We start from the raw sequence: 11,903 nt of genomic DNA on the forward strand, positions 1-11,903 counted from the left end.
CGCTACCGCCGTTATTGAGACATGATGCGTCCGCTCTTGCTGCTTGCCCTGTGCTACCTCGGAATTGCCGGCCCGGCCAGGGCCCAGAAGCAGCCCGTGCCCTGGCGCATCGACTTTGCCGGCCTCTACCAGCCCAACCGCCCCAGCATCGACGCCCGACGTGAGGGCCCGGACAGCCTGCGCCTGTTCGTGCGCTTTCCGGCCGGCACCACGCCGCGGGCCGACCAGCACCTGCGCGTGTTCACCTGGAGCAGCTACGAAGCGCGCCGCCCAGGCTGGCAGGACGACCTCGGCCCTTTCGGCCAGACCAGCCGGGGCAACGACGTGACGGTAAGCTTCTGCGTGCCCTTGGCCCCCTTAGCCACTGCCTCGGTGCTGGCCGTGGGCTCCCTCGAAGCCGTTGCCGACGCGCCCGAAGCCTCGGCCTGGCTGCCGCTGACGGCCGAGCTGCGCCGCCGGCCCTTCGTGCTGGCCGACTCGGCCGGCCGGCCGCTGCTACGCCGCTACCTGCGCGCCGGCGAAACGGTGCGCCTGGATATCGACGGCACCACCGCCGCCGTGCTCACGCTGCGCCGCTTTCCGCACGACTTCAGCCCCGCCCTGCCCCCGCACACCGACCCGGCGGGGCAGCGCCCTGCCCCGCGTACCCTCAGCGCTACTTCGGTACAAACGTTGGTGGCCGATCAGCCCATCCGCTTCGCCGAGCCCGGCCTCTACACCCTGCAGCTTGGCGACGCGCCGCCGCTGGGTGTGCTGGTGCAGCCCGGCAGCTTTCCCGACGTCACCACCGCGCCCGAGCTGATCGAGCCGCTGCGCTACCTGACCACTTCCGCGGAGCGCGAGCAGCTGGCGCGGGCCGAAGCGCCCAAGCGCGCCGTCGATGAGTTCTGGCTGCGGGCGGCCGGCGGCGAACAGAGCGTGGCCCGGGTACTCATCCGCGACTTTTACGGCCGCGTGGCCGCGGCCAACCGCCTCTTCACCGCCCACAAGCCCGGCTGGATGACCGACCGCGGCCTGCTCTACGTGGTGCTCGGCCCGCCCGACCGCGTGGAGCGCTCCGCCACGGCCGAGCGGTGGGAGTACCTGGGCGCCGAACGGGCCGGTACTTACACGTTCCGGCCCAAACCGAGTACCTTTGCCCCTGATACCTACGAATTGGTGCGTCGGCCTGAGTACGAATGGCTTTGGATGCGCGCCGTGCAACAATGGAGAACCGGCAAGAACGCCCCCGCCCCGCGGGCCGGCCGCTGAATGAGCGCCGCCCCGACTACAAGAAATACCCGCCGCGCCAGGCCCAGGACCGCAGCATCGAAATGGTGTTCGGCCTGCGCCCCATCATGGAGGCGCTGCAGGCCGGCAAGACGCTGGAGAAAATCTACCTGCTGAAGGGTGCCAAAAACACCATCGTCAGCGACATCAGCGCCCTGGCCCGCGCCGCCGGCACGCCCATTTCGCTGGTGCCCAACGAGAAGCTTGACAACCTCACCCGCAAAAACCACCAGGGTGCCGTCGCCTTCCTCTCCCCTATCGACTACGCCCCGCTGGACAACATCCTGCCGACGCTGTTCGAACAGGGCAAAAGCCCGCTCATTCTGCTGCTCGACCGCATCACCGACGTGCGCAACTTCGGCGCCATTGCCCGCTCCGCGGAGTGCCTCGGCGTCGACGCCATCGTGGTGCCCACGCACGGCGCAGCCCAGATGAATGGCGACGCGCTGAAGACCTCCGCCGGCGCGCTGACCCGCGTGCCCGTCTGCCGCGAGTCGAACCTGCACGCTACCCTGCGCCGCCTCAAAGACTCGGGCCTGCAGGTAGTAGCCTGTACCGAAAAAGGCAACGAGACGCTGGAAAAAGCCTCCATCGACATGACCGGCCCGCTCGTTGTGGTAATGGGCAGCGAGGAAGACGGCATCAGCCCCGAGCTGCAGGAGCTGGCCGACGCCCGCATCCGCATCCCGATGATCGGGCAAATCGGCTCCCTGAACGTGTCGGTAGCCAGTGGCATCCTGCTCTACGAAGTGCTGCGCCAGCGCCTCGTAACGCCGCAGGAGTAGTAGCGCCGAAAAAAGCCTGTCATCCTGAGCGCAGCGAAGGACCTTCCTCGCACCTTGCACCGCCGGTTAATACCAAGCGCCAACGCAAGTCAATAAAAAAGCGCAACCACTACTTTTCAGGTAGTGGTTGCGCTTTTTCGTTTGTGCAGGGTACGGGGAGGGTCCTTCGCTACGCTCAGGATGACCGGGCTTTCCGCACAGCTTTAGTTATAGCCGCTACCCTTCTTCGACTTTACGTCGGCCACGAACTCCTTCACGCGCTGCTCCTCGGTGCGCTTGCAGATCAGCAGCACGTTGTCGTACTCGGCCACGATGTAGCCTTCCAGGCCCTGCACCACCACGAGGCGCTCTGAGGGCGTTTTAATCACGCACTCCTTGGTGTCGTAGAGCATGGCGTCGCCGTCGATGACGTTGTTGTGCTCGTCGCGGCGGCCCATGCGGTGCAGCGAGTCCCAAGTGCCCAGGTCGCTCCAGCCAAAGTCGGCGGGCAGCACGTACACGTTGTCGGCCTTTTCCATCACCCCGTAGTCGATGCTGATGTTGCGGCAACGCGAGTAGGCTTCGTCGATAAACGAGGCTTCCTGCGGCGTGCCCAGCTGCTCGGTGCCCTCGTCAAACACCTCGGCAATGTCGGAGAGGTACTGGTGGAAGGCGCGCACGATGACGTCGGCGCGCCACACGAATAGGCCGGAGTTCCAGAGGAAGTCGCCGCTGTCGACGAACATCTGCGCCAGCTCCAGGTTGGGTTTCTCGGTGAATGTCTTGACCTTGCGCAGGTGGGTGTCGCCGAGTTTCTGCTCGTCGATGAACTGAATGTAGCCGTAGCCGGTGTCGGGGCGCGAGGGCTGAATGCCGAGCGTAATCAGCACATCATTCTGCTGCGCGGCGCTGACGGCTTGGCGAATCACGTCCTGAAACACATCCTCCTTGAGCACGGCGTGGTCGGCGGGCGTCACGATGATGGTGGCCTGCGGGTCGCGCTGCGCGATGCGGTAGCTGGCGTAGGCAATGCAGGGCGCGGTGTTGCGGCCGATGGGCTCCCCCAGGATCTGGTCGGGCTGCAATTCGGGCAAATGCTGCTGCACCAGTTCGGTGTAGTCGCGGTTGGTCACCACAAACACGTTTTCGGGCGGGCAGATGCCAGCGAAGCGGTCCACCGTCAGGCGCAGCATGGATTTGCCCACGCCCAGCACGTCGTGGAACTGCTTGGGATTGTTGGTGCGGCTAAAGGGCCAGAAACGGCTACCGATGCCGCCGGCCATGACCACGAGGTACGTATTCTGATTCATCAGGAAGGGAGTAACAAAAGCCCGGCGCGGCACCGTGGTAGGGGAAAAAGTCCGCGCCGTTGGGGACCGGCAAAGGTAAGGGATTCGCTTAGACCAGCCCCTCGCGCAGCAAATCGTGCAGGTGGATAAAGCCCTGAAAACGGCCTGCTTCCGTCACCACCAGCTGGGTGATGTTGCGCGCCTGCATGCGCGCCAGCGCCTCGGCCGCAAACTCTTCCACCTCGATGGTAACCGGCCCGGGCGTCATGATGGCGTGGGCCCGCACCTCGCCGAGGCGCTCCGGCTCGAAGTTGGTGAGCATGCGGCGCAGGTCGCCGTCGGTGATAATGCCCTGCAGCTGACCGGCGCCGTCGAGCACGGCGGTAGCGCCGAGGCGTTTGCCGCTGATTTCCAGAATTATTTCGCGCAGCCCGGCGTTATCCAAGACTTGCGGTACCTGGTTTTGCCGGCTCAGGTCGCCCACCTTCAGGTAGAGCTTTTTGCCGAGCGTGCCGCCCGGGTGCAGGGAGGCAAAGTCGCGGGACGTGAAGCCGCGCGACTCCAGCAAGGCCACGGCCAGCGCGTCGCCCAGGGCCAGGGCGGCGGTGGTGCTGGTGGTGGGTGCCAGGTTGTGCGGGCAGGCCTCGCGCTCTACCGGGGCGTGCAGCACGTAGTCGGCCTGCTTGGCCAGGTAGGAGTCTTTGTTCGACACCAGCGCGGCCATGGGCACCTGCTTGCGGCGCAGCAGCGGCACCAGCACCTTGATTTCGGGCGTGTCGCCCGACTTGCTGATGCAGATGACGAAGTCGCCTTCCTGAATCATACCCAGGTCGCCGTGAATGGCGTCGGCCGCGTGCATGAAGAGGGCGGGCGTGCCGGTGGAGTTGAAGGTGGCCACCATCTTGCCGGCGATGTGCGCACTCTTGCCGATGCCGGTAACGACTACGCGCCCGCGCAGTCCCAAAATGGCACCGACGCAGTCTTGAAAATCTCCGGTTTGGCTTATAGCTTCGGCGACTCCCCGAATGGCCTCTGCTTCTTGCAGAAGCACATTTTTTCCAATGGAATTGACGTCCGTCAACGGTTTCAATCTAAATTTGTCTAGATTGAGCAGTAAACCCCGTACGTAGTTTTCGCCTGGTTTACCCTTTTGCTCAGAGAGGAAGTACGATGTCAGAAGCAGCAAATACAGCAGAACTTGCAGCGCCCGTCAAACGGGCTGCGAAGCCCGTCGGGGCTGATCTGAAGGCCAAGTTAAAGGAAGTTTTTGGCTACGGTCAGTTCCGCGGTACGCAGGAAGCCATCATCCAGAACGTCATCGAAGGCCACAACACCTTCGTGATTATGCCCACGGGCGCGGGTAAGTCGCTGTGCTACCAGCTGCCGGCGCTGGTCTTGCCGGGCACGGCCATCGTCATCTCGCCGCTGATTGCCTTGATGAAAAACCAGGTCGACCAGCTCAACGCCTTCGGGGTGAATGCGCAGGTGATGAACTCCACGCTGACCAAGACCGAGGCCAACAAGGTCAAGCGCGACGTCATCAACGGGGACGTGAAGCTGCTCTACGTGGCGCCCGAGTCGCTGACGAAGGAAGAGACGCTGGACTTTCTGCAGAAGGCGACTATTTCCTTCGTGGCCATCGACGAGGCGCACTGCATCTCGGAGTGGGGCCACGACTTCCGGCCGGAGTACCGCCGCATCCGCGGCATCATCGACGACATCGGCGCCAACGTGCCGATTATTGCCCTCACGGCCACGGCCACGCCCAAGGTGCAGCTGGACATCCAGAAAAACCTGCAGATGGACGACGCCTCGGTGTTCAAGTCGTCGTTTAACCGCACCAACCTGTATTACGAGGTGCGGCCCAAGCACCAGACCAAGAAGGCCCTGATTCAGTTCGTGAAGACGATGAAGGGGCAGGCGGGCATCGTGTACTGCCTGTCGCGGAAGAAGGTGGAGGAAATTGCCGAGCTGTTGCGCGTCAACGACGTGAAGGCCCTGCCCTACCACGCCGGCCTCGACCCGCAGACGCGCATGCACAACCAGGACGCGTTCCTCAACGAAGAGTGCGACGTTATTGTGGCCACCATTGCCTTCGGCATGGGCATCGACAAGCCGGACGTGCGCTTCGTGATTCACTACGACACGCCGAAGTCCATCGAGGGCTACTACCAGGAAACCGGCCGCGCCGGTCGCGACGGGCTCGACGGCCACTGCCTGATGTTCTACAGCTACGACGACATCGTGAAGCTGGAGAAATTCAACAAGGACAAGCCGGTAACCGAGCGCGACAACTCCAAGCTGCTGCTGCAGGAAATGGCCAACTACGCCGATTCGGCGGTGTGCCGGCGCAAGCAGCTGCTGCACTACTTCGGCGAGGTGTACGAAAAGGACTGCGGCTTCTGCGACAACTGCCGCCACCCGCGCGAGAAGTTCGAGGCCAAGGAATACGTGAAGCTAGCTTTGCAAGCGGTGGTGCAGACGGAGCAGCGCTTCGGCATCGAGCACCTGACGGCTGTGCTCACAGGCATGACCAACCCGCACGTGGAAAGCTACGGCCACGACCAGCTGCCGGTGTACGGCGCGGGCAAGGACCGCGACATTGCCTTCTGGCACTCCGTCATCCGCCAGTGCATGATCAGCGGCTTTTTGGGCAAGGACATCGAGAACTTCGGCGTCATCAAGATCTGCGACAAGGGCGAGGCCTTCCTCGCGGAGCCCTTCAACCTGAAATTCTCCAAGGACCACAACTACGAGGAGGAAGTGCAGCAGGAGGAGCAGAAAGAGGAAGTGCAGCAGTCGGCCGGGCACGACGCGGCCCTGTTCGACATGCTCAAGGCCCTGCGCAAGAAGCTGGCGACGCAGAAAAACCTGCCGCCCTACGTGCTCTTCCAGGACCCCTCGCTGAAGGAAATGGCCACCACCTTCCCCGTGAAGATGGAGGACTTGGCGCACGTTTCGGGCGTGGGCCAGGGCAAGGCGCAGAAGTTCGGCGGTCCGTTCCTGGAGCTGATCAAGAAGTACGTGGCCGAAAACGACATTGAAACCGCCGCCGACGTGGTGGTAAAATCGGCCGTCAACAAGTCCAAGATCAAGATTTACATCATTCAGCAGATCGACAAGAAGATGGACTTGGAGGAAATTGCTTCCTCCAAGGGCATCGACATGCGGGAGCTGATGGAGGAAATCGAGCACATCTGCTACTCTGGCACCAAGCTCAACCTGGACTACTACATCAACTCGGTGCTCGACGAGGACCGGCAGGACGAAATCTACGACTACTTCATGTCGGCCACCACCGACAACATCGCCGTGGCGCTGAAGGAGTTGGGGACCGACGACTACACCGAGGAAGATTTGCGCCTGATGCGCATCAAGTTCCTGAGCGAAGTAGCCAACTAAGACAGCGTTGCAGGCGCTAGGCTTGCCCAGCGGCCGTCCCGGATACCCGGGGCGGCCGCTGACGTTTGGGGCCGGTGCTGCCGGGTGAAGCTGCAACCTTTTGCCCTTACATTCACCTTTCGGTTTCTCTGATCCATTACCCTTCCCACGCATGATTCAACTTTTCCTGCCGGCGCCGCTGCGTAGCGCGGCGGCCCTGCTGACGCTGGCCGCCCTGGCTTCGCCGGCCATGGCGCAAAACCCGCTGTTTCCGGCGTTCAACCAGCCGATTGCCTTCCAGAAGGTCACCAAGGCCGACATAAAACAGGCCACGGACCAGGCCATCAGCAACACCAAGTCGACGCTGACGGCCATTTACCAGGTGCCCACGGGTAAGCGCACCTTCGCCAACACCATGCTGGCGCTGGACAACCTGGACGACAACCTCAACCGCGTCGGCGGGCCCATCAGCATCCTCTTCAACGCCAGCCCCGACTCGGCGGTGCGCAACGAGGCCCAGCGCAGCCTGGCCCGCTTCAGCAAGTACGGCAACGAATTGGAGCTCGACGAGCAGCTGTACAAGGCCGTGAAGGACTACTCGCAGACCAAGGAAGCGCAGGCGCTGACCGGGGCCCGCAAGAAATTCCTGACCGAAGCAGTAGAAGACTACGAGCGCAACGGCTTCGCCCTAACGCCCGAGAAGCGCAAGGAGCTGCAGCAGATCAACGACAAAATCGGGGACCTGAGCCTGGCCTTCGGCGCCAACATTGCCAAGGACCGCGGCTACCTGCTGGTGAGCGAGGCGGACCTGAAGGGCCTGCCCGACGACTACATCAAGAGCCGGCCCAAGGAAGGTGCGCAGTACAAGATTACCCTGGACGGCCCGGCGTACTCCACGTTTATGAAGTACGCGCAGTCGGATGCCCTGCGCAAGCAGCTGTACGTGAAGTACAACAACCGCGCGGCCGACACCAACCTGGACGTGCTCAAGCAGCTGCTGCAGGAGCGCCAGAAGAAGGCTCAGCTGCTCGGCTACAAAACCTATGCGGCCTACCAGACCAGCAGCCGCATGGCCAAGAACCCCGAAACCGTGTGGGCCTTCGAAACCAAGCTGGTGGACCGCGTGAAGCAGAAAAGCCAGCAGGACCTCGACGAGCTGCTGACCGTGAAGCGCGCCTACCTCAAGGACAACTCGGTGACGACCATTGCCCCGTGGGAGTCCTCGTTCTACAACAACCTGCTGATGACCAACAAGTACCAGCTCGACGCCGAAAAGGTGCGGGAGTACTTTGAAGTCAACAACGTGGTCAGCGGCCTGTTCCAGACCACGCAGTCGTTGTTCGGGCTGAAGTTCAACGAAGTGAAGGGCGGCTCGGTGTGGCACCAGGATGCGCGCATGTTTGAGGTGCAGCGCGACGGAAAGCTCATCGGCCGCTTTTACATCGACCTGTTTCCGCGCGACAACAAATACACCCACGCCGCCTGCTTCACGGTGAGCAAAGGCAAGCAGACGCCCAAAGGCTACCAGCTGCCCACGGCCGTGCTGCTGTGCAATTTCAACGCCCCCACCCCGGGCAAGCCCGCGCTGATGTCGCACAGCCAGGTGGTGACCTTCTTCCACGAGTTTGGCCACGTGATGCACAACCTGCTGACCACGGCCGAGCTGTCGGGCCAGTCGGGCACCAGCGTGAAGCGCGACTTCGTGGAGGCCCCTTCGCAGATTCTGGAAAACTGGGCCTGGAACTACGACGCGCTGAAGACCTTCGCCAAGCGCTACCAGTCCGCCGAGGTGCTGCCCAAAGCCCTGTACGACAAGATGTGGGCCGCCCGCAACGTGGGCTCGGGCATTGCCGCCTCGCAGCAGATTCTCTACGGCACGCTCGACATGACCCTGCACGACAAGTTCGACCCGAACGGCGCGGAGACGACCACCGACGTGCTCAAGCGCCTGCAAAACCAGATTACGCCCTTCGCCTACCTCGACGGCACCAACATGCAGGCCGCTTTCGGCCACCTGACGGGCTACGGCGCGGGCTACTACGGCTACATGTGGTCGAAGGTCTACGCCGAGGACATGTTCTCCATCTTCGAGAAAAACGGCATCATGGACCAGAAAACCGGCCTGCGCTACCGCGACCTGGTGCTGGCCAAGGGCGGCACCGATGACGAGTACAACCTGGTGAAAAGCTTCCTCGGCCGAGAACCGAACCAGGAAGCCTTCTTCAAGTCGCTGGGCCTGTAACCAGGCAGCAGCTTGCCCTAAAAAAGCCCGCGGCCGATTGGCTGCGGGCTTTTTTGTGGCTACGCCGGGCCTTGCAAAGCACCTGATGGGGCTGTTGCCAATTAGTGCGCGGCCCCTACTTTCGCTCGACACGCCAAATGAGTACCTTCCGCCATGCGTGAAATCGTCCTCTACATCGCCGCCACGCTCGACGGCTACATCGCCGAGGAAGACGGCGGCGTGCAGTTTCTGCAGCCCTACGAAGAAGCCGGCCTCGACTACGGCTACCAGGAGTTTCTGAAGTCGCTCAGCGCCGTGGTCATGGGCTCCAAGACCTACGAGCAGCTTTTGAGTTTCAACCTGCCGGAGTGGCCCTACAAAGGCCTGCCGGTGTACGTGTGCACCCGGCGCGAGCTGCCCACAACCGTTGATCCGCAGGTCTGGCTCTGGCCCGATTCGGTGGAGGCGCTGGTGCAGCAGCTGCCCGCGGGCCGCACCTGGCTGGTGGGCGGTGCCCAGCTGATCGACTCGTTCAACGCCCTCGGCCTCATCGACCGGCTGATGCTGGCGGTGATGCCCGTGTTTCTGGGCCGCGGCATCAAGCTGCTCAACCAACCGCCCCCGCAGCACCTCGTGCTGGAAAACCTCACGCGCTACCCGGACGGCGTGCTGATGCTGGACTACGCCTTGCAGCGGTAATGCCTGTTCCTATTGAACGTCATGTCGAGCGCAGCCGAGGCATTTTGCGTGCTGACGCCGGACAGAAAACCTTTCGTTTGATGGGAAAAATGCTAGCCACCAGCAGCACGCGAGAGGCCTCGGCTACGTGCGACATGACGCCCACCTACAAGCCGTTCCGAAAAGCAAAAAGGCCCTCGGCAAGTGCCGCGGGCCTTTTTCGGTGCATGAAAAACTTTTACTAGTCGCAGTATTCGGCAAAAGCGCCCTGAAGGTTGTCGACAATGCGCATTAAATCGTTGCCCTCAATGTGGTAGCGCTCAATCATGTGCACCAGCTCGCCGTCTTTGAAGAGGGCAATGCTCGGCGAGGAGGGCGGGTAGGGCAGCATGAACTCGCGGGCTTTGGCCACGGCTTCGGTTTCCATGCCGGCAAACACCGTCACCAGCTTGGCGGGCTTCTTGTCGGACGAGGACAGGGCCATTTTCAGGGCCGGACGGGCCTTGGCGGCGGCGCAGCCGCACACCGAGTTGACGGCCACCAGCACGGTGCCTTCCTGGGTGTTGAGGGCCGATTCCACTTCTTCGGGCGAGTAGAGTTGCTCGAAGCCGGCTTCGGTGAGGTCCTGGCGGATGGGGGCCACCATGTATTCGGGGTACATTGCCATGATTGACAAACGCTTGGGGTAGGAAAATGTCGATGGGACGCACGGCCGAAGCCGCGGTTTGCAAAACTACGCAAACTCCGCCTGAGCGGACCGCGTGTATAACCGCCGGGCCCGGGGCAGAAGTTTGCCTACTCTAACTATTTTTCCGCCGATGACCTCCGCCGACTTCGCCGCCACCCTCACCGCCCCGGCCCCGCCGGCCCAGCTGCCGCCCTTGCTCCGGGCCCTCTGGCTGGAGCACCACGGGCACTGGGACGCCGCCCACGACCTCGCCCAGCAGGACGAAACCGACCGGCTGGCCTGCTGGCTGCACGCCTACCTGCACCGCCGCGAAGGCGACCTGGCCAACGCCGGCTACTGGTACCGCCGCGCCGGCCGGGCGCGCTTTGCCGGCTCGGAGGCCGAGGAATGGCAGGCGTTGGTGCAGGCGGCCCTGCCGAAAGAATAAAGCAGAAAGTGAGCGGTCCGGAAAAATGCAATATATTTCGACAAGACACAGACCATTCTCCCCGCCGCGGGCTCTCTATGAAACAATACTTATTCCTTTTTGGATGCGCGCTAACGGGTTTTGCTGCCCAGGCGCAAACCGATACCGTGCGGGCGTCCACGCTACCGCCGGCCCAGCTTGCCGAGAAATATTACAATAGCGGCGTTGCGAAGTTCAACGACAAAAGTTACAACGCCGCCATTCAGGACTTCGACAAGGCGCTGGCGACCAAGCCGGATTTTGCCAAGGCCTACTACAACCGCGCCGCCACCCGCTACGAGCTGAAGCAGTACGCCCCGGCCGTGCAGGACTATAACGAGGCCATCCGCCTAGACCCCTCGACCTTTACCGCCTGGTACGGCCGCGCCCAGGCCAAGCAGGCCCAGAACCTTCCCGCCGAAGCCGAGCAGGACTACAGCAAGGTGACGGAGCTGAAGCCCGACTACGCCGCCGCCTGGTACGACCGCGGCGCCCTGCGCTTCGAGAAAGGCGACTACCAGGCCGCTTTGCAGGACTTCACCCAGGCCACCAAGGTCGACCCGAAGTACGCCTACGCCTGGCACGACCGCGCCAGCGCCGAGCGGCAGCTGGGCCAGACCGAGGCCGCCGTGCGCGACTACACCGAGGCCTTGCGCCTTAACCCCGACCTGCACGTGGCCCTGCTAAACCGCGCCGCCGCCAAGCGCCGTCTCAAGGACTACAAGGGCGCCGCGGAGGATTACTCCGACTACCTGCGCCGCCGCACCGACGACCCGGTGGGCTACCTCGGCCGCGCCGGGGCCCGCTACGAAGCCGGCGAGTACCAGGCCGCCGTCGACGACCTGACGCAGGCGCTCAAGCTGCGGCCCGACTACGCGCTGGCCCTGAACAACCGCGCCGCGGCGTATCAGCAGCTCAAAAACTACAAGGCCGCCGAAGCCGACGCCACCGCCGCCATCAACCTGAACGCGCAGTACGCCGAGGCCTACCTGAACCGCGGCCACGCCCGCGAGATGCTGCGCAACACCGGCGGCGCCTGCGCCGACTGGCGCAAAGCCGCCGAGCTGGGCATCACGGCCGGCACCGCCTACGCCGCCAACTCGGGCTGCGAGTAGCAAGCGGCGCCACTGTGAAGTGGTGAGTTTGCTCACCGGGCCTTCTGCGAACC

Annotated in this window: 10 protein-coding genes; 7 read left to right on the top strand and 3 right to left on the bottom strand. The window is 63.2% G+C overall.

All coding sequences use genetic code 11. From position 1 onward, the window contains the following. Positions 1-21: 21 nt before the first annotated feature. Positions 22-1,251 carry a GWxTD domain-containing protein gene (locus LJ737_RS18315; RefSeq protein ID WP_227768195.1) on the top strand — a complete coding sequence of 410 codons (1,230 nt, stop codon included), beginning with the start codon at positions 22-24 and terminating at the stop codon, positions 1,249-1,251. After that, positions 1,206-2,054, top strand: a complete 849-nt coding sequence (gene rlmB, locus LJ737_RS18320; RefSeq protein ID WP_227768196.1) for a 23S rRNA (guanosine(2251)-2'-O)-methyltransferase RlmB — start codon at positions 1,206-1,208, stop codon at positions 2,052-2,054. The genes LJ737_RS18315 and rlmB overlap by 46 nt, the downstream gene beginning before the upstream one ends. Positions 2,055-2,257: 203 nt before the next feature. Here rlmB and LJ737_RS18325 read toward each other — a convergent pair whose 3' ends face one another. Next, a complete protein-coding gene (locus tag LJ737_RS18325; protein WP_227768197.1) occupies positions 2,258-3,343 on the bottom strand; it encodes a mannose-1-phosphate guanylyltransferase in 1,086 nt (361 codons plus the stop codon). A gap of 88 nt (positions 3,344-3,431) precedes the next feature. Next, positions 3,432-4,412 (bottom strand): KpsF/GutQ family sugar-phosphate isomerase, encoded by a 981-nt coding sequence (locus LJ737_RS18330; RefSeq protein WP_227768198.1) that lies wholly within the window; start codon positions 4,410-4,412, stop codon positions 3,432-3,434. 80 nt (positions 4,413-4,492) lie between these two features. Here LJ737_RS18330 and recQ point away from each other — a divergent pair, with 80 nt between their 5' ends. The 3 genes from recQ (at position 4,493) to LJ737_RS18345 (ending at position 9,623) form a co-directional block, all read left to right on the top strand. Continuing rightward, complete coding sequence (gene recQ / locus LJ737_RS18335) at positions 4,493-6,724, top strand: DNA helicase RecQ (RefSeq protein WP_227768199.1); 2,232 nt, start codon at positions 4,493-4,495, stop codon at positions 6,722-6,724. A gap of 151 nt (positions 6,725-6,875) precedes the next feature. Beyond that, complete coding sequence (locus LJ737_RS18340) at positions 6,876-8,945, top strand: M3 family metallopeptidase (protein ID WP_227768200.1); 2,070 nt, start codon at positions 6,876-6,878, stop codon at positions 8,943-8,945. 153 nt (positions 8,946-9,098) lie between these two features. Then, the gene (locus tag LJ737_RS18345) at positions 9,099-9,623 is read left to right on the top strand and encodes a dihydrofolate reductase family protein (protein WP_227768201.1); all 525 of its coding nucleotides are present in this window, start codon (positions 9,099-9,101) and stop codon (positions 9,621-9,623) included. Positions 9,624-9,843: 220 nt separating this feature from the next. On the opposite strand, the gene LJ737_RS18350 is transcribed toward LJ737_RS18345, so the two are convergent. Next, positions 9,844-10,263, bottom strand: a complete 420-nt coding sequence (locus tag LJ737_RS18350; protein ID WP_317206663.1) for a BrxA/BrxB family bacilliredoxin — start codon at positions 10,261-10,263, stop codon at positions 9,844-9,846. A gap of 157 nt (positions 10,264-10,420) precedes the next feature. On the opposite strand from LJ737_RS18350, the gene LJ737_RS18355 reads away from it, so the two are divergent. Both LJ737_RS18355 and LJ737_RS18360 read left to right on the top strand, forming a co-directional pair. Beyond that, on the top strand, positions 10,421-10,717 hold the full coding sequence (locus LJ737_RS18355; RefSeq protein ID WP_227768203.1) for a hypothetical protein: 297 nt from the start codon (positions 10,421-10,423) through the stop codon (positions 10,715-10,717). A 77-nt stretch (positions 10,718-10,794) separates the two neighbouring features. Then, positions 10,795-11,850, top strand: a complete 1,056-nt coding sequence (locus LJ737_RS18360; protein WP_227768204.1) for a tetratricopeptide repeat protein — start codon at positions 10,795-10,797, stop codon at positions 11,848-11,850. Positions 11,851-11,903: the final 53 nt, after the last annotated feature.

The sequence above is a fragment of the Hymenobacter sp. 15J16-1T3B genome (assembly GCF_020711235.1).
Classification (GTDB): domain Bacteria; phylum Bacteroidota; class Bacteroidia; order Cytophagales; family Hymenobacteraceae; genus Solirubrum.